The organism is Streptomyces sp. NPDC002403, from assembly GCF_053593015.1.
In genome coordinates this window covers 97824-115274 of record NZ_JBSFBQ010000019.1, presented here as the reverse complement: position 1 = coordinate 115274, position 17451 = coordinate 97824, and the positions used below count along the sequence as shown (strand labels likewise).

Sequence of the window (17451 nt, the reverse complement as noted above, 5' to 3'; positions counted from 1 at the left end):
GAAAGAGTGAGCGCAGCCAAGGAGTGGACGCTGGCCGCCACGTCCCGGACGTACTCCCGCGACCGCGCGGACCACGCGGCGATTCTGTGCGAGGAACGACGGCTCACCTACGCGCAGTTGCACCGGGCGAGCAACCGGGTGGCGCACGCGCTGCGAGCGGCCGGCGTGGGCCGCGGCACCCGGGTGGCCTACCTCGGCCGTGAGTCGGAGTACTACTACACCGCCATCCTCGGCTGTGCCAAGGCCGGAGCCGTTCTGGTGCCGGTCAACTGGCGGCTGACCGCCGGGGAGGTCGACCACGTACTGCGCGACTCCCAGTCAGAACTCCTCTTCGTGGATTCGGAGTTCAGGCAGTCGGCGGAGCGTGCCCGGTCCGGGCTGCCCGGACCGCTGACCCTGGTCACCGTCGACCGGCCGGGCGCCGACGATCCCGGGGCCGGCCTGCGGGAGTGGTGGGCGAACGCGCCGGAGACCGATCCCGACCTCGGCGTGGGACCGGACGACGCCGTGGTGCAGATCTACACCAGCGGCACCACGGGCCGGCCCAAGGGCGCGGTGGTCGCGCACCGGAGCTTCTTCACACTGCCCGCAGAGTTCGCGGCCGCGGGAGTGGACTGGATCGACTGGCTTCCCGACGACGTCAGCCTCATTTCGCTGCCCGGTCTGGGAACCGCGGGCATCGGCTGGTTCATGCACGGGTTCAACGCGGGGCTGACCAACGTGGTGATGCGCGCGTTCATCCCGCAGGAGGCGGTGCGCCTCATCCGCGAACACGGCGTGACCACCACCTTCGCGGCGCCCGCCATGCTCCAGATGATGCTCGAAGAGGACACCGCGGACGTGGCCGCGTTCTCGTCCATGCGGAAGATCGCCTACGGCGGGGCACCGATCAGCGAGAAGCTGCTCACGCGCTGCATGGAGGTGTTCCGCTGCGAGTTCGCGCAGATCTACGCCAGCACCGAGACCGCCAGCGTGGCGGTGTGCCTGCCCCCGGCCGAGCACAGGCCCGGCAGCCCCCTGCTGCGTTCGGCCGGACTGGTCTGTCCCGGCAACGAGCTGAAGATCATCGACGAGGCGGGCGCGGACCTGCCGCCCGGCCGGACCGGCCAGGTCTGCGTCCGGACCCCGGCCGCCATGCTCGGTTACTGGAACCTGCCGGAAGCCTCCCGGCGGACCCTCGTCGACGGGTGGCTGCTGATGGGGGACGCGGGTTACCTGGACGAGTCGGGGCATCTGTTCCTGTGCGACCGGATCAACGACACGATCATCGTCGCCGGGCAGAACATCTACCCGGCCGAGGTCGAGCAGCAGCTCGCGGAGCACCCAGCCGTGGCCGACTCGGCCGTCGTCGGCATGCCGCATCCGCAGTGGGGGGAAGCCGTGCACGCCTGCGTCGTGACACGGGGGGACGCCCGGGTCACCCCGCGTGAACTCCTGCTGTTCCTGCGCGGCCGACTGGCCGACTACAAGATTCCCGTCGCCTTCCACCTCGTCGACGAGCTGGAGCGCAACCCGGCGGGCAAGATCCTGCGCCGGGCCGTCAGGGAGAAGCTGCACGGGACCGTCTCCCGGACCGACGACGGCCGGCCCGCACTGACCGCGACCTCCTGAACCCGATCGGAGAGTTCCATGACCGACGACCCCCGTCCCGGGGTGCCGGGAGTCGGAGTCCTGCTGCCCACCCGGGAGCACGCCCTCGCGGGCGACTTCGCCGCGGCCCCGCTGCTGGAGTTCGCGCGCCGGGCCGAACAGCTCGGTTTCGACTCCGTGTGGGCGGGCGACTCGCTGACCGCCCGACCCCGCCTCGACCCGCTCGTCCTGCTGTCCGCGGTCGGCGCGGTGACCAGCGAGGTGACCCTCGGCACCGCCGCGCTCACGGCCGCGCTGCGACCCCCGTTGGCCGGTGCCAACACGATCGCCGCGCTCGACCAGGTGTGCGACTCCCGGCTGGTTCTCGGGCTGGGGGCGGGTTTCCCCATACCCGAGTCCGAGGCGGAGTTCGCCGCAGCCGGCGTTCCCTTCGAGGGCCGGGCCGGACGACTCGACGAGACGGCGGCGCTGTGGCGCACCGCCTGGCGCAGCACCCGACAGGGCGCGCCGACCGGCTTCGAGGGACGCCGCTGGCGGATCGAGGGCCTCGACCGGCTGCCGGCGCCGCACCGGCCGGGCGGGCCGCCCCTGTGGCTGGCGAGCTCCGACACGCCCCGCGTACTGGAACGGGTGGCCCGGCTCTACGACGGCTGGCTGCCGTTCCTGCCCTCCGCCGAGGCCTACGGCCGCGCACGCCGGCGGATCGAGGAACTGGCCGTGGCGGCCGGCCGGCCCGCGGACGCGGTGACCCCGGCGCTGTACGCCACCCTCGCGGTCGACACCGACCGTGAACGCGCCCGCCGCGAGCTGGACCACTACCTCCGGCAGTACTACGGCCGGACGCTGGAGCAGATGTCCCCGTTGCAGGCGTACGCGTGGGGCAGCGCCGAGGAGTGCGTGGAGTGGCTCGCGGAGTACGTCCGGGCCGGTGCCCGGCACGTGATCCTGCGGGTGGGCTCCCTGCGGTCGGCATCCGGGCTGAAGGAGATTGCCGATCAGGTGCTGCCGATGCTGCGGGACCGATTCGACCGGTGAACCACGCCGGTTCCAGGTATGACACTTCGTAGAGAGGGATATCGGTGAAGGAATCCATAGCCAAGAAGGTGTCCGCCCCCGGACAGTGGTTCCAGCCCAGTGAACTTGCCGCGGACGCCGAGGTCCGGCTGTTCCTCTTCCCGCACGCGGGCAGCGGGGCGATCATCTACCGCGACTGGGCAGACCTGCTTCCGTCCGACATCGGCGCCCAGGCAGTGACCCTGCCCGGCCGTCAGGAGCGCCGTGAGGAGACGGCGTACACGGAGTGGGAGCCCCTGCTGGAGGGGCTCTACGAGGCGGTGCTCGCGGAGAACGACGACAGGCCGTTCGCCTTCTTCGGGCACTGCCTGGGGGCGCAGCTCGCCTACCACCTCTCGGTCCGCATGCACGAGGACGGGGTGAGGGGACCGCTCCTGGTCGGGATGTCCGGCTGGGCGCCGGAGGGCTTCTTCAACCCCACCGAGGAACACATCGGCATGCCGCAGGAGGAACTGGTCGGCTGGATCAAGAAGCTGGGGTCCTTCCCCGCCGAGATCTACGACAACCCGCAGATGCTCCAGATGGTCATCCCGGCGCTGCGGGCCGACCTGTCGGTGGCGGCGCAGCGGGTCGACGAGGCGGCCACGGTGCCCTGCCCGCTGGTGTCCTACGGCGGCAAGTCCGATCCCCTGATGGAGGAGGACGACGCCTTCGCCTCGTGGGTGCCGCGCAGCCCGCAGTACCTCGGGCACAGCGAGTTCTCGGGCGGCCACTTCTTCATCGACAAGCACGCCCTCGCGGTCACGTCGGACTTCACCCGGCACCTGTACCGGCTGGCGGCGGCCCGCGCCTGAGATCCGTGCGGTCGGACAGCCGTGCGGTTCCGGGGAGCCCCTCGGAACCGCACAACCGTCCTCCCTCCGGATTACCTGTGACGTAATCGACAAATGGCGGATCCTGCTGAAAGTGTGAGGTGAGCCAGCAGACCAGCAACACCAGGAGGTTCCCCGCATGCCGTCCGAGGTCCGTGCCGAGGAGAAACCGAACGAGACCGCCGACCGGATCAAGCGAGAGGCGATGCTCGTCGTGTCGCGGCACGGTGGCGACGAGCTGACCGTGGAGGACGTGGCGCGTCGCGCGGACATCGACCCCGCGCGCGCCAAGGAGTGCTTCGGCAGCCGTGACGCACTGCTCACCGCCCTGATCCTCGACGCGTATCACGCGATGGGCGACAGCGCCGAGAAGGGCGCGCGTCAGGCGGAGGAGGCCGGTGGGAGCCACCTGGAGCGGTGGATCGGCGTCTGCCGCGGGGTGCGTGAGTGGGCCGTCGCCAACCCCCGGCAGTTCGCGCTGGTCTGGGGACCGCCGCTGAGCGGTTACGACGCCCCGACGGAGACCATGGAGGCCGGCGGACGCACCCCCGTGGCGCTCATCGCGATCGTGCGCGAGGCGGTCGAGGAGGGGGTGCTCCAGGAGCACGTGCCGACCCCGCCGCTCAACGAGGCGATGATGCGCAATGTCGAGATCCTCTCGTCCAGCATTTCGGCGGGACTGCCCGACATCGTCATCGCCCGGATGAACATCGCCTGGACGCAATTGCTCGGCATGAGCGGATTCGCCGTCTACGGGCACATTGCCGGAGTGGCCGCCGATCCTGTCGCGTTCTTCGAGCACGCGGCTGCGGCCATGGGCGAATACGTCGGCCTGCGGCGCTGAACCTGCCGGAATCGACCATGAATTCCCGCGGCAACGGATTTCCCCCTCGTTGCCGCGGGAATTCACGGGTTCCGGGGCGGCGACGCGGATGACGGTCAGTCGGGCATCAGGAGCGCGTCAGCCTGTCCGCCAATAGTGGGTGACCGAACAGACTCTGCGTTTCCCACTCGGACAAGCGAGGTACGAAAATGCTCGATGCCGAAGAGGACGTCCTCGACTGGCCTTTCGCCCGTACTCCCTCCGGGTGCCCCGCGGAGGTTCTGGCCGATCTGCGGGAACGGCCTCCCAGCGCCATCCGGATTCCGGCCGGCACGGTGGGATCCCAGCTCGCCTGGTTGGTGACCCGCTATCCCGATGTGCACCAGGCGCTCAAGGACCCGCGGCTGAGCGCCGACGAGCTCGCGCCGGGCGCCCCCGTACGACTCCAAGTACCCCAGGAGGGCCGGCCCAGCTCGTTCCTCCGCATGGACGATCCGGAGCACAGCCGGCTGCGCGGCATGATCGTGCCGGAGTTCACCGCCCGCAAGGTGCGCGGCATGGAGCCGGCGATCCAGCGGCTCGTGGACGAACTGCTGGACGAACTCGCCGCGTTGCCCCGGCCCGCGGATCTGCACGACGTGTTCTCGATGCGGCTGCCGACGCTCGTCATCGCCCGGCTGCTCGGCGTCCCGGACGAGGACTCGGAGTTCTTCACCGACAAGACGCGAGGGGCGCTCTCCCAGGGCGACCCCGAGGGCTCGTACGCGGCGTTCCTCGACATGTCGCGGTACCTGGAGGACATGGTCGACCGCAGTGTCCGCGCGCCGGGCGACGATCTGATCGGCCGGCTGGCCACCCGACTGGTCGCGGGGGAGATCACCCGCGACGAGATCGTGGGCATCGCGAGGCTGGTGCTCGTGGCCGGTCATGAGACCACCACCAACCAGATCGCCCTGAGCACCCTCAGTCTGCTCCAGGACCCGGAGCTGCGCGCCCGGGTCCTGGCCGACCCCGCCGGACTGATCCCGCAGTACATCGAGGAGTCGATGCGGTTCTGGTCGCTGTCCCAGGACGCCATCCTGCGCGTCGCGCTGGAGGACATGGACCTCGGTGGAGTCACCGTGCACAAGGGAGAGGCGGTGGTCATCTCCATACCGGCCGCCAATCACGACGAGTCGGTCTTCCCCGACGCGGGCCGCATCGACGTCCACCGGGACACGAGCCCCCACCTCCAGTGGGGTCTCGGCCCGCACTACTGCCTGGGAGCCCCGTTGGCCAGGCTGGAGATGGAGCTCGCGCTCACGTCGCTCTTCCGTCGCTTCCCCCGCCTGGAGCTGGCCACCGACGACGCCAACAGCCTTTTCCGGCGGGAGACGGTCTTCCACGGGCTGACCTCACTGCCGGTCAGCTGGTAGCGGCGTCCGACAGAAACACGCCGGGCTTCGCCACCGGATCGCAGGTGGTGAAGCCCGGCTGTCTTCGCGCGGAATGCTGGAATCAGTGCACCGGCTGTTCCACCGCGCCGGTCTCTTCACCCTCCTCCTGGCCCGTGCCCGCCGTGGCCGGAGCCGGCTTGGGCAGTGCCTGGACGAGCAGCGTGACGACGAGGGGGAACGTCACGATGACTGCGATGCTGAGGTAGAAGGCCTTGGGGTAGCTGTCCAGGACCGGCGGGTTTCCGAGCGTGCCGAAGAAGACCAGGCCGACGAGCGAGACTCCGAGCGCCGCCCCGCCCTCCATCGCTGTGGACAGCACGCCGGAGGCCGAGGAGGCGTGCTTCGGGTCGACGCCCGCCATGGCCGCCGCGGGCAGCGGCGCAGCGACCAGGCCCATGCCGAAACCGGCCACCAGCAGTCCGGGCGCCACCCAGCCGGCCGTGCCGTCCGTGCCGAGCTGCGAGACGATCACGCCGACCGTCCCGTATCCGACGGCCACCAGCCCGGCGCCCAGGGCGATGACCTGGTTCCCGATGCGCGCGGCGATCCTCCCCGCGAGGAAGGACGAGCCGAAGAAGCCGGCACTCATCGTGGTGAAGAGCAGGCCGGACGCCAGGGGAGCCCAGCCGCGGCCTTCCTGCATGTAGATCGCGAACAGCAGGAAGAAGGACCCCATCGACATGAAGTACACGAAGTACGCGGTGATGCCGATGGTGAATCCCCGCGAACGGAACAGCCCCGGGTCGATCAGCGGCGCCCCGCCCCGCGCGGCCAGTCGCCGCTGGTGGGTGATGAACAGGGCGACCAGCGGCACGGCCACGACCAGTGACAGCCACGCCCACAGCGGCCAGCCCTGCTCCCTGCCCTCCAGCAGCGGCAGCACCACCGCGGCGAGGCCCACCGTGGCCAGGGCGGCGCCCACCAGGTCCAGTTTGGCGCCGGCCCCGGTGCGGATGTCGGGCACGGTTCGCGGCGTCAGGGCCAGGATCACCAGACCGATCGGGATGTTGACCAGGAAGACGCTCCGCCAGCCGAGCCCGGCGACGTCGAGAGCGATCAGCACGCCGCCGATGAGCTGCCCGCACAGTCCGGACAGCCCCAGCATCAGCCCGTAGGCGCTGAAGGCACGGCCCCGCGCCTCACCGGTGTAGACGTGGCTCACGATGGCGAGCACCTGCGGGGCCAGCATCGCCGAGGAGAGACCCTGGACGATGCGGGCGACGATCAGGAACCAGATGTTCGGCGCGAGGCCACAGGCCGCCGACGAGACGGTGAAGAGCGCGAGACCGATCAGGAACATCCGCCGGGGGCCGAAGATGTCGCCCATCCGCCCACCGGTGATGAGCCCCACGCACAGGGACGCGCCGTAACCCACCATGACGAGCTGGGTCTCGGGCGCGCCGGCGTGCAGGTCGCTCTGGATCGAGGGGATGGCCACATTGGCGATGAAGAAGTCCAGGAATGCGATGAACCCGCCGATCAGAACGATGGCTAAGGGTGTCCAGGACGGGCGATCGACTGCGCGGCCGGCAGTCTGCGGACTGGTCATGACGTGGTCTTCCATCCTTCGTTGGGTGAACGGGACGAGGCTAGGCCCGGATCACTGACATCTACTGTCAGTGATCCGGGTACTGTTTTTCCGTGCGAGCGAGTCGGTTGGTGAGCACTCTGTTGCTCTTGCAGACGCGCGGCCGGATGACCGCGCAGGAACTGGCGGACACCCTGGAGGTTTCGGTACGCACCGTCTACCGGGACATGGAGTCGCTCTCCGCCTCCGGCATCCCGCTGTACGGCGAATCCGGACCGGACGGCGGATACCAGCTGCTGGAGGGATACCGGACCCGGCTCACCGGGCTCACCGCGGACGAGGCCGGGGCCCTGTTCCTGACCGGACTGCCCGGCGCGGCGGCCGACCTCGGCCTCGGTGCCGTGGCGGCGGAGGCACGGTTGAAACTGTCCGCGGCACTGCCGCCCGAACTGCGCGAGCGTGCCGAACGGTCGCGGCAGCGGCTCTACGTCGACATCCCCGGCTGGTACCAGGGCTCCGAGGAGACTCCTCGGCTGGCCGAGGTGGCGAGCGCGGTGTGGGGCCAGCAGCGCGTGCGGATCCGGTACGAACGCTGGGCCACCCCGCACGAAGTGATCAGGACCGTGGACCCCTACGGAGTGGTCCTCAAGGCCGGCCGGTGGTACCTGGTGGCCGGGTCCGCGCGCGGTGTGCGGACCTACCGGGTGTCCCGGATCAACGAACTGGAGCCCCTGACCGAGACGTTCACCCGGCCCGCCGGATTCGACCTGGCGGCCCACTGGCACGAGTACCTGGCGACCTTCGACGCGCGCCGCTTCCTGGACGAGGCGGTGCTGCGCCTGTCGGCCGAGGCGTTCGAGGGCATCGGGCAGGTGCTCGAACCGGCGGCGGCCCGGGCCGCCGCGGAGTCGGCGACGGAACCCGACGCGGACGGCTGGACACAGGTGGTCGTCCCCGTCGAGTCCGCCGAGCGGGCGCTCCCCGCGCTGCTGTCGCTGGGCGTGGGGACGGAGGTGGTGGGGCCGCCGTCGCTGCGGGAGAAGATGCGGCGCACGTTGGCCGAGATGCTTGCCCGGTACGAGGACGGAGGCCCGGCGCGGGAGTGAGGAAAGCCTGCCCCGGTCCTCGCCGCCGGGAGCAGGCGGACCGTTCTCTTCGTCCTGGTGTCCGATCAGTGGTTCCGGCTCCCGGGAGTGAAACGGACGGGCAGGTTCTGCAGTCCGCGCATGACGACTCCCAGCCGCCATGCGAGGTCCTCCCCGGCCACGTCGAGCTCCATGTCGGGCAGCCGGCGCAGCAGGGACCCGATCGCGATCTGACCCTCCAGACGGGCCAGGGGGGCTCCGAGGCAGTAGTGGATGCCGTGCCCGAAGGCGACGTGCTGGTTGTCCTCGCGGGAGATGTCGAAGCCGCCCGGGTCGGCGAAGCGGGACGGGTCGCGGTTGGCGGAGGCCAGGACGACCAGCAGCGACTGGCCCGCGGGAATCACGACATCGCCGATCTCGACCGGGCTGGTCGTGAAGCGCCACGTGGCGGTCTCCACCGGCCCGTCGTAGCGCAGCATCTCCTCCACCGCCGCGGGCAGCAACGACTCGTCCGCACGCAGTTTCGCGAGCTGGTCGGGGTTGCTCATGAGGGCGAGCGCCCCGTTGCCGATCAGGTTCACCGTGGTCTCGTGCCCCGCCACCAGCAACAGGAAGGCCATCCAGACCACTTCGTCGTCGCTGAGGGAGTCGCCGTCCTCGGCCACCGCCACCAGCGCGGAGAGCAGCCCGCCGTCCGGCTCGGTGTGCTTGCGCCGCACCAGGTCGGTCATATAGGCGTTCAACTGCTCAAAGGAATCCTGGAGTTGGGGCAGCAGCTCCTCGTCCTCGGAGACCAGGATCGACGTCCAGCGCCGGAAGTCGTCCCGGTCGGCCACCGGTACGCCGAGCAGTTCGCAGATCACCGTGATCGGCAGCGGGAACGCCAGGGCGTCGATCAGGTCGGCGCTGCCCTTCTCCACCACCTCGTCCAGCAGCGCGTCGGTGATCTCCTGGATGCGGGGCCGCAGTTCGCGTACCCGCCGGGCGGTGAACGCCCGGACCACCAGCTTGCGCAGCCGGGTGTGGTCGGGCGGGTCGCTGTTGAGCATGTGGGCCATCAGCTGGAAGTTGTCCTGGCCGCCCGCCTCCATCATGGATCTCTGCAGGCTCGCGGGGACGTTCGCCGGCGCCTTGGAGAGGTCCGGGTCGGCCAGCGCCGCGCGGGCGTCCGCGTAGCCGGTGACGAGCCAGATGTCGCCGTAGCCCGGCAGATGCACCAGGTGTGCCGGTCCCGAGTCCCTCAAACGGGCGTAGAAGTCATGGGGGTTGGCCTTGAACAGCGGGTTCGTCACGTCGAACGTCACACGGTCGTTCACTCGGTCACTCCTCGTCGCACGGGGCGCGGCCGAGCCGCGGGCAGGCCCGGCCGCAGTTCGAAGGGGACGTCGGGCCTACTCGGAAGCGGGAAGCTCCTCGGGGAACTGGTGGTCGGTGCGGACCAGGCCGTCCGCCCCGAGGATCAGGTACTCCGTGCCCCGGGCGGCCGGGGGCCCGCCCGCCGAAGGCACCATGTCCCAGGTGATCCGCAGCGCGTCGTGGTTCTGCGAGGAGGAGTGGAGCCGGAAGACGAAGCCCTTCGCCACGAATTCCTCGTTCGCCTCGCGAACAGCTGTCTCGACGCCGTCACGACCCCGGAATTCCTGGCCGGTGTTGGCATAGAGGGCGTCCTCGGCCCAAATCGTCTCGACGGCCTGACGGCGGCGTTCGGGGTCCTTCTCGTTCCAGGCGGCGATATAGCGGTCCACGAGCCCGGTGCTGCTGCTCAACGCAATAGTCCTTTCAAGGGAATTGGCGCAGTGGGATTCCTGGCCGACCGGTCAGGGCCGTCAGCGTTTCACCCGGCCGACGCACTGTCCATTACCTGCCATGTAATACGGGTACGGGGAAACCGGGGTCGTGGGCCGCGCGTCAGTCGGCCGTCAGCACTCGGTCAGCGGGACCGTCGAGGCTGCTGTGCGGCTCAAGTCGTCCTTGTCCCAGGAGTTGAATCCATGGCGGACTTCCCTGTCCCGCGGCTCGAAAGCTGTCTCGTCGTCGCCAACCCCCGGGCGGGCTCGGTGACCCGGGAGCTGATCGACGACGTGGCCGAGCGATGCGCCCGCCACGCCGAAGTGCGGCTGGTGTGGACCGCGGGGCGCGGCGACGCCACCGCGATCGCGGCGCAGGAGGCCGCAGGCGCGCGGGGCCCCGGTGTGCGCGTGGTGGTCGCGGTGGGCGGTGACGGAACCGTCCTGGAGGTGGTCGAGGGCCTGGTGGGCGACGGCCGGGCGCCGGACGGCGTGGCCCTGCTGGCGGTCCCGGGCGGCACCGGGAACTCCGACTACCGCTCCCACTGGGGCGAGCGCCCCTGGCAGCAGGCCCTGGAACAGGCGCTCGGCGACGGCACGGTGACCCCGCGCAGGCTCGACCTGGCGAGGGTACGGGAGTCGGGCGAGCTGATCGTGCTCGGCGCGGGAGCCGGCCTCACCGCCGAAGTGCTGCGCAGCGCCCGGGGCATCGAGCAGCGCGGCAAGGACCGGCTGCGGGCCGGACTCGACCGCGCGGCGGCGCAGTACACCCCCTTCCCGGGCCGTGTCACCGTCGACGGGATCGTGGTCCACAAGGGAGAAACGGTCCTGGCCAATGTCGGAGGCGGTCGGCACCGGGCCTGGCAGTTCCTGGTCCTGCCGGACTCCGTCCTGGACGACGGACTGCTCGACGTCTGCGTGATGGGAGCCGAGGTCCCCGCCACGGACGTCCCGGAGCTGCTGCGCACGGGTGCGCACGTCGGCCTCGACGGCACGGTGTACACCAGGGGGCGCAGGGTCGTCCTCGAACGCACCGACGGGCAGCCCCTCTGCTTCGAGCACGACGGCGAACTGATCGCGGACTGCGGATCCCGCCTCACCGTGGACGTCCTGCCGGGGGCCCTGCCCGTACTGTGCGCCCCGGCGGATCCCTCGGACCCCCGGTGACGGCGGCCCCGGGCTCCCTCACCGGGGAGCTGGCGAACTGGGCGAGCGCCCTGCGCGTCGAGGACGTCCCGGACCGCGTGGTCGCACTCGCGAAAAGCCAGATCGTCTCCCAGCTCGCGGCGATCCGGGCCGGCGCGACGCACCCACTGGGCGCCAAACTGGTGCGCGCCTTCGGCAGCCCGCTGCAGGCCGACCCCGCCCGGGCGGCCTGTGTGCTCGCGGGCCTGGGCTCATGGCTGAACCTGGACGACACCGCCTACGCGGGCCACCTGTCGAACTCCACCGTCGCCGTCCCCCTGGCGTTCGCCCGGGCCGGCCGGATGGACGGTGCCGCGCTGCTCGGCGCGGTGGTGGCCGCCAACGAGTGCGCCGCCCGGATCACGGCCGCCGCCACCCTGGGACCGTTCCGGGGCCAGACCGCCGCGCACACCAGTCTGGCCGGTGCGGTGGCCGGGCGGCTGCACTGCACGGGTGCCCCGGCATCCGAATGGCGCGAGGCGCTGGGGCTCGCTCTCACGATGCCGCCCTGGACGCTGATGCACGGCTTCCTCGGTGGCGAGGCCCGGCTGCTCTCCGCCTTCGCCCCGGTACGGATGGCCATGGACGCGTGCGACGCCGCAGCCGTCGGAGTGACCTCGGCACCCGACATCCTGGAACATCCGCAGGGTTTCCTCGCCCGGTTCGCCACGGTGCCGCTCCCCGAGGCGGTCACGGCCGGACTCGGTCGCCGCTGGCACACCGAAACGCTGTCGTTCAAGGTCCGGCCGGGCGGCCCCGGCATCGACAGCGCGGTGGACTGCGCCCGGGAGATCCGGCGGCAGCTGGCGGCACGACAGCCCGCCGACGTGCCCGGCTCCCCGGAGGCGACCGGCACCGCCGACCCGGAGAACATCGAGGAGGTGGTGGTGGAGACGTCGTACTACACGATGCACGCCGCCCGGCTCGCCGACGCGCACGACCAGCAGTCACTGACCCCGGCGAGCGTACTGCCGCTGTCCGTCCCCTACGCGGTGGCGACCGCGCTGATCGAGGGCGACCTCGCGGTGGCCGACTTCGCCGCACCGGCCACCGAGGACGCCCGGCGGTGGCGGCTCGCGAAGCGGGTGCGGATGGTGGAGGACCCGCTGATGACCCGCGACCTCCTGCACAGCGAAGCCCCGTTCGGGGAGGCGCTCCGCCAGGCGGGGGACCGCGGGGCGGAGTGGCTGCACGGGTTCGCGGGTCCGCAGGCGGCCCGGCTCCTCGGCCGTCCCGGTGAGCCCGTCCCCGACTTCCGGCACGCCACCAAGCACACGGGGGCGCGCGTCACCGTGCGATGGGCCGACGGAACGTCGCTCTGCGCACGCCGGGACATCCCGATCGGCGCCGCGGGCCCGGACACGCGGGCCCACCACCGGGCACTGGTCGAGGAGAAGTTCCGCGCCGTGGGAGGAGGGGCGGAAGTCGCCGGGGCCTGCGCGGAGCTGGAGTCGGCGGGGCCCGACCAGGTGTCGGCCCTGCTGACGGCCGCTCTGACGGCCGACTGACCGCGAGCGGCCGGAACGGGTGACGGACGGGGAGGGCCGCCGCCCCTCCTCGTCCGTCACCCGTTCCCTCGTCCGTAACTCAGACCTGACTCGGCTCCCTCAGCAACCGTGCGTCCAGTGCCCGGACGGCCGCGTCCCCCTCACGGGCGAGAGCCTGGTCGTCCGGCAGTCCGATGATCGCCATGAGCAGCTCGACCAGGGAATTCTGCAGGGACTCGATGCTCTGGTACTCCTGGGACATGTTCTTCTCCTCGACTCGGTTTCTCCTGCAGGGTTCGAGACCGGTTCGCGTCAGAACGCGTTGCAGGCACGGAAAATATGTGCAAAGGCAGAAAGCGATGCGTCACCGTCGAAGGCGACGTACTCGGGGATCCGGAGCTGTGGTGCCCACTTCTCCTTGTAAGCCAATTGGGAATTCGCCGGGTAGAGCTGCTCCCCGTGTTCCCAGAGAAAATGCATGAGCCATCTGAAGGAAGGGCTGTGCCCGGAGAGTTCGAGGCTCTCGTCCAGGCCGGTGAACGGAGTGAAGCCGAAATGCAGCCACTCCACTTCCTCGGCCCTGAGCGTCTCGATCGCGTGGGCGTTGATGGCTTCCATGAGGCCAGGTGAACCGCCGGGAATGCGTCGGCTGAGATCGTGCATCCAGCCGGCCCGGCTGCCGAAGACCGGCGCGTACGAGATGTAACCCACGGGCCGGTCGTCGATCGTGCCGAGGAATAACCTCCGGTACTGCTGCGCGGGCCCTCCGATCTGGCCGACCAGGAACTCCAGGGCACGGGCGTCGCTGTTCTTCGCCGCCAGCCAGGCGTTGTCGATCCCGGACAGCTGTTCCCGCCATTCACCGGCTTCGACCTCCGTCACCCGCAGCCCGCTGCGGAGCGCCCGGGAGATCTTGTTGCGCAATTGCATGAATCGGGTGCCGCGCAGCGTGAAGTCGGGCAGGTGCACCGCCCATGAGGCCCCGATCTGGTTCACGGTGAAGCCGTTCGCGGAGTATGCCGCGGCGTCCTCGTGCTGCAGCTGCACGCCCACGACCAGCAGTTCCTGCTGGTGCGCGTACGCCACGAACCGACGCAGCAGCTCTTCGTAGGAGTCCTTGTCCGCGAAGGGGCCGCCGAACTGCACCAGGAAGCGGCCGGCGCGGCGGTAGACGATGACGCCCTCGGCGGCGGGCGAGGTGAAGACCTCGTTCCCGCTGTTCAGCGTCAGAAAGGAGCTTGGGTTCTCGGCCTGTGTGTGCCGGCGGATGGCATGCAGGACCTGAGTGTCCAAGGATGTGGGCGCGGGCATGCTCTGCTCCCTGCTAGGTGTGGCTGGACAAGGAAAGTAGAGCAGTTGCTTTTGCCCGCCGAAAGAGGGGATTCGGAAACGTCAGGCAGGCGTCAGGTGCGTATCAGAAGCATCTGTCAAGGTTATTCCGGAGAACGGTCCGGAGGTTCGGGTCAGGACCGAGGAGAGGTGCCCGGAGTGGCTTATCGGGGTCCACGCGCAGTCGGTGGTCCGGCTCACCCCTCCGCAGGTTGAATCCTTCCCTCTCCGAGTAAAGCAGTCTGCACAAGGCACGCCTCGGCCCGGTCGCGGTGTCAATGCAACCGGGCCATTTGGCGTCCGCTGGACCCTGAAGAAGATCCGGCTACCAAGAGTCAGACTGATGTCAGTGACGGGTCAGGACCCGCTGAAAGGATCGATGTGCACCGCAAGTGATGTGCGGCTGCAGATGGAGTCGATCGGCAGGCCCGCCCCGCGTGCCGGTAAGACCGGGAAGGCATGTTGATGCGTGAAAAGCCACTGCACAGCTACAAACTCTACATAGCCGGCAAGGACATCGACGGCGACGGCTGGGTGTATACGGTCAGTTCCCGGTCCTTGCTGGAGGACATCTTCACCAGCGTCAGCCTGAAGCGGGAACTCGAACGCGATCCGGAATCCGAAGCCGCCGAGCACCCCTACATCGCGGGACGCTGCGCCATCGCGGGCGACGCCGCGATCGACCTGGCGACCGAGGCGGCGGCCGCGGCGGCTCCCGGATGGGCCGCGGTGCCGCTGGACCGCCGGATGAGCCTCGGCGCCCGCTTCCGCGAGGAACTGGTCCGCCGACAGGACGAGTTCGTCGAGATGCTGGTGACCGAGGCCCACCCCGTGCGACTCGCGCGCTGGGAACTGAGCTGCCTGCTCCAGGTCTTCAGCGAGGAGAGCCTGGAGTGGTACCGCAGCCAGATGCACACCGAGTTCCGCCACGGCGGCCGGCGACTGATCGTGCGGAGACAACCCGACGGCGTGGTCGCCTTCAACCCGCCCCAGAACGCGCCCGCCCCCAGCGCGGCCCTGGCCGTGCTGGCGCTGATGTCCGGCAACAGCGTCGTCGTGCGCGCCCCGCGCAGCATCGCGCTGAGCACGATGTGGCTGATGCGCGACGTGGTCGGACCGCTCCTCGACGAGGTCGGCGCCCCGCCCGGCGTGCTCAACGCGGTCTGCTCCAACCCCCGCCAGACACTGAACCGCTGGCTGGAGCACCCGCTGATCGACGACATCTTCTACATCGGCGGCAGCCAGGAAGGACTGCGCTTCCAGGAGCAGTGCGTGGCCGCCGGGAAGAAGCCCATCCTCGAACTGGCCGGCAACGACGGCATCGTGGTGTGGGAGGACGCCGACATCCCGAAGGCCGCCGAAGCCATCTCCGAGGCGTTCTACGGCTCCGGCCAGATCTGCATGGTTCCCAACTACGTACTGGCCCACCCGGGGATCGCCGACCGGCTCATCGCCGAGGTCGCCGCGCGCGCCGCGGAGGTGCGGCCCGGATACCCCGAGGACGAGGACGTCCTGCTGTCCCCGGTACGCCGGAGCGAACGCTTCTTCTCGCTCCTGCAGGGCGCGCTCGACCAGGGCGCCGAACTGGTCACCGGCGGGCGGCGCACCGAGGTGGACGGGACCGAGTCGGAGACCGGCGTGTTCCTCCAGCCCACGGTGCTGCGGGTCGACAGCCTGGTGGCCGCCCGGAGCTTCGACGTCGTCCGGCACGAGACGTTCTTCCCGCTGCTGCCGATCGTCGTCCCCGAGCCCGCCGGCGACGCGGAACTCCTCGACGATTTCGTCGCCTTCGTCAACGACAACGAGTACGGACTGCGCAATTCCCTGTGGGCCACGTCTCCCGAGGTGATCGATTCCTTCGTGCAGCGCATCGTCAACGGCGGGCTGCTGAAGGTGAACGATTCGCACATCGGCTTCCTGCCCTACCTCCCCAGTCACGGCGGAACCGGCCTGACCGGCGGAGTCTTCGGCGAGGCCAACTACCCGATGCTCAAGACCTCGCACGTCCAAGGAGTGAGTATCGCGCACGGCATCAGCCCGCGTGACGCGGTCTTCGGCTCCTGACCCTCCCCCGTCCGCCCCGAGCGCGGCGGCGTACTACTTGGTATTGGAGACTCCATGCGTTCCCTCGAACTCGCCCGTGACCTCGCCGAGCAACGCCTCCCCGGCCTGGTCAAGGCCCTGACGGCCATTCCGTACGCGGAGCGGGAGGCGTCGGGCAGCCAGGTGATCGGTCTCTTCCGCGACCACGGGGGAGCGGGTCTCCTGGTCCCGACGGAGTACGGCGGCCTGGGCGTCGACGTACTGGAGGCGGTGCGGGTGCAGCGCGCCGTGGGATCGCTGTCGCCCTCGCTCGCCGCGGCGACCGCCATGCACCACTTCACGGTCGCGATGCTGTACGCACTGGCGGCGGACCCCGGCCGGCTGACCGCCGCCCAGCTGAAGGTGCTGCACGAAGTGGCCCCGGGCCGCCGGCTGATGGCCTCGGGCTGGGCCGAGGGACGTACCCAGCAGAACATCCTCGTCCCCGCGGTGACCGCGGCCAGGGCCGACGGCGGCTATCTGTTGAACGGCTCCAAGAAGCCCTGCAGCCTCGCGGGTTCGATGGACCTGCTCACCGCGAGCATCGCGGTGCCCGGCGCCGACGGCACCCCGGAACTGGCCCTGGCACTGCTCCCCGCTTCCACCCCCGGTATGTCGGTACGTCCCTTCTGGGCGAACGAGGTGCTGGCCGCGGCCGAGAGCGACGAAGTGCGCCTCGACGACGTCTTCGTCCCGGACGAACTCGTGATCACCACGTCCACCCAGGACCCGAACCGCCTGGAGGACCTCCAGTCGGCGGGCTTCGCCTGGTTCGAACTCCTGGCGTCCGCAGGCTACGCGGGCGCGGCCACGGCTCTCGCAGACCGAGTCATCGAACGCGGGCGCGGCAGCACGGCGGACCGGGCGGACCTCGCCCTGAAGGTCGAGTCCGCCTTCGCGCTGCTGGAGGGCGCGGCCCGCACGCTGCGGGACGGACAACAGGGCGAGGCGGCGGTCGCCACGGTCCTGGTCGCCCGGTACGCCGCCCAGGAATTCCTGACACAGGTCGCCGACCGGTCCCTGGAACTGCTCGGTGGCATCGACTTCATCAGGTCGAACGAGAACGCCCGGCTGGCCGCCGCCGTGCGCCCCCTCGCATTCCACCCGCCGGGGCGCGCCTCGGCACAGGAACCGCTCCTGAAGTGGTTCACCGGCGAACCGCTGGAACTGTCGTGACCCCGGACCGTCACCACCGCCCGACCGCCACCACGCCGCCCTCCGGAGCGCGCCCGT

The 17451-nt window shown here is 70.3% G+C and carries 15 protein-coding genes; 10 read left to right on the top strand and 5 right to left on the bottom strand.

The annotated features are described in order from the left end of the window. Positions 1-6 precede the first annotated feature (6 nt). From ACWCPY_RS21975 to ACWCPY_RS21955, 5 genes are all read left to right on the top strand, one after another. Entirely contained in the window at positions 7-1611 is a 1605-nt protein-coding gene (locus ACWCPY_RS21975) for a long-chain-fatty-acid--CoA ligase (protein WP_451267394.1), read from the top strand. Between the two features lie 18 nt (positions 1612-1629). After that, positions 1630-2625, top strand: a complete 996-nt coding sequence (locus ACWCPY_RS21970; protein WP_451267392.1) for an LLM class flavin-dependent oxidoreductase — start codon at positions 1630-1632, stop codon at positions 2623-2625. 44 nt (positions 2626-2669) lie between these two features. Beyond that, complete coding sequence (locus tag ACWCPY_RS21965; RefSeq protein WP_451267390.1) at positions 2670-3458, top strand: thioesterase II family protein; 789 nt, start codon at positions 2670-2672, stop codon at positions 3456-3458. 157 nt (positions 3459-3615) lie between these two features. Continuing rightward, entirely contained in the window at positions 3616-4320 is a 705-nt protein-coding gene (locus ACWCPY_RS21960; protein WP_451267388.1) for a TetR/AcrR family transcriptional regulator, read from the top strand. Positions 4321-4508: 188 nt separating this feature from the next. Next, complete coding sequence (locus tag ACWCPY_RS21955) at positions 4509-5714, top strand: cytochrome P450 (RefSeq protein ID WP_451267386.1); 1206 nt, start codon at positions 4509-4511, stop codon at positions 5712-5714. An 82-nt stretch (positions 5715-5796) separates the two neighbouring features. On the opposite strand, the gene ACWCPY_RS21950 is transcribed toward ACWCPY_RS21955, so the two are convergent. Continuing rightward, complete coding sequence (locus ACWCPY_RS21950) at positions 5797-7284, bottom strand: MFS transporter (RefSeq protein WP_451267384.1); 1488 nt, start codon at positions 7282-7284, stop codon at positions 5797-5799. A gap of 128 nt (positions 7285-7412) precedes the next feature. Between ACWCPY_RS21950 and ACWCPY_RS21945 the strand changes: the two genes are divergently transcribed. Then, positions 7413-8369 (top strand): helix-turn-helix transcriptional regulator, encoded by a 957-nt coding sequence (locus ACWCPY_RS21945; protein ID WP_451267382.1) that lies wholly within the window; start codon positions 7413-7415, stop codon positions 8367-8369. A gap of 65 nt (positions 8370-8434) precedes the next feature. Here ACWCPY_RS21945 and ACWCPY_RS21940 read toward each other — a convergent pair whose 3' ends face one another. Together ACWCPY_RS21940 and ACWCPY_RS21935 are read right to left on the bottom strand one after the other, a co-directional pair. Next, complete coding sequence (locus ACWCPY_RS21940) at positions 8435-9664, bottom strand: cytochrome P450 family protein (RefSeq protein ID WP_451267380.1); 1230 nt, start codon at positions 9662-9664, stop codon at positions 8435-8437. A 75-nt stretch (positions 9665-9739) separates the two neighbouring features. After that, a complete protein-coding gene (locus ACWCPY_RS21935) occupies positions 9740-10114 on the bottom strand; it encodes a nuclear transport factor 2 family protein (RefSeq protein ID WP_451267378.1) in 375 nt (124 codons plus the stop codon). Between the two features lie 225 nt (positions 10115-10339). Here ACWCPY_RS21935 and ACWCPY_RS21930 point away from each other — a divergent pair, with 225 nt between their 5' ends. Both ACWCPY_RS21930 and ACWCPY_RS21925 read left to right on the top strand, forming a co-directional pair. Beyond that, positions 10340-11302: a diacylglycerol/lipid kinase family protein gene (locus ACWCPY_RS21930; RefSeq protein WP_451267376.1), complete on the top strand. Its 963-nt coding sequence runs from the start codon at positions 10340-10342 to the stop codon at positions 11300-11302. Further along, the gene (locus ACWCPY_RS21925) at positions 11299-12828 is read left to right on the top strand and encodes an MmgE/PrpD family protein (RefSeq protein ID WP_451267374.1); all 1530 of its coding nucleotides are present in this window, start codon (positions 11299-11301) and stop codon (positions 12826-12828) included. The genes ACWCPY_RS21930 and ACWCPY_RS21925 overlap by 4 nt, the downstream gene beginning before the upstream one ends. A 79-nt stretch (positions 12829-12907) precedes the next feature. Here the strand turns inward: ACWCPY_RS21925 and ACWCPY_RS21920 are convergent, their stop codons facing one another. Both ACWCPY_RS21920 and ACWCPY_RS21915 read right to left on the bottom strand, forming a co-directional pair. Then, complete coding sequence (locus tag ACWCPY_RS21920) at positions 12908-13069, bottom strand: hypothetical protein (protein WP_451267372.1); 162 nt, start codon at positions 13067-13069, stop codon at positions 12908-12910. Positions 13070-13119: 50 nt separating this feature from the next. Further along, on the bottom strand, positions 13120-14118 hold the full coding sequence (locus ACWCPY_RS21915; protein ID WP_451267370.1) for a bifunctional lysylphosphatidylglycerol flippase/synthetase MprF: 999 nt from the start codon (positions 14116-14118) through the stop codon (positions 13120-13122). A 483-nt stretch (positions 14119-14601) separates the two neighbouring features. On the opposite strand from ACWCPY_RS21915, the gene ACWCPY_RS21910 reads away from it, so the two are divergent. Together ACWCPY_RS21910 and ACWCPY_RS21905 are read left to right on the top strand one after the other, a co-directional pair. After that, positions 14602-16200 carry an aldehyde dehydrogenase family protein gene (locus ACWCPY_RS21910; protein WP_451267368.1) on the top strand — a complete coding sequence of 533 codons (1599 nt, stop codon included), beginning with the start codon at positions 14602-14604 and terminating at the stop codon, positions 16198-16200. 54 nt (positions 16201-16254) lie between these two features. Further along, positions 16255-17394 (top strand): acyl-CoA dehydrogenase family protein, encoded by a 1140-nt coding sequence (locus ACWCPY_RS21905; RefSeq protein WP_451267366.1) that lies wholly within the window; start codon positions 16255-16257, stop codon positions 17392-17394. Positions 17395-17451: the final 57 nt, after the last annotated feature.

Bases quoted from the DNA above. Each gene is read 5' to 3' on its own strand.
- ACWCPY_RS21930 (WP_451267376.1), top strand. From the start codon at position 10,340: ATGGCGGACTTCCCTGTCCCGCGGCTCGAAAGCTGTCTCGTCGTCGCC.
- ACWCPY_RS21915 (WP_451267370.1), bottom strand. From the start codon at position 14,118: ATGCCCGCGCCCACATCCTTGGACACTCAGGTCCTGCATGCCATCCGC.
- ACWCPY_RS21950 (WP_451267384.1), bottom strand. From the start codon at position 7,284: ATGACCAGTCCGCAGACTGCCGGCCGCGCAGTCGATCGCCCGTCCTGG.
- ACWCPY_RS21920 (WP_451267372.1), bottom strand. From the start codon at position 13,069: ATGTCCCAGGAGTACCAGAGCATCGAGTCCCTGCAGAATTCCCTGGTC.
- ACWCPY_RS21905 (WP_451267366.1), top strand. From the start codon at position 16,255: ATGCGTTCCCTCGAACTCGCCCGTGACCTCGCCGAGCAACGCCTCCCC.
- ACWCPY_RS21970 (WP_451267392.1), top strand. From the start codon at position 1,630: ATGACCGACGACCCCCGTCCCGGGGTGCCGGGAGTCGGAGTCCTGCTG.
- ACWCPY_RS21910 (WP_451267368.1), top strand. From the start codon at position 14,602: ATGCGTGAAAAGCCACTGCACAGCTACAAACTCTACATAGCCGGCAAG.
- ACWCPY_RS21960 (WP_451267388.1), top strand. From the start codon at position 3,616: ATGCCGTCCGAGGTCCGTGCCGAGGAGAAACCGAACGAGACCGCCGAC.
- ACWCPY_RS21955 (WP_451267386.1), top strand. From the start codon at position 4,509: ATGCTCGATGCCGAAGAGGACGTCCTCGACTGGCCTTTCGCCCGTACT.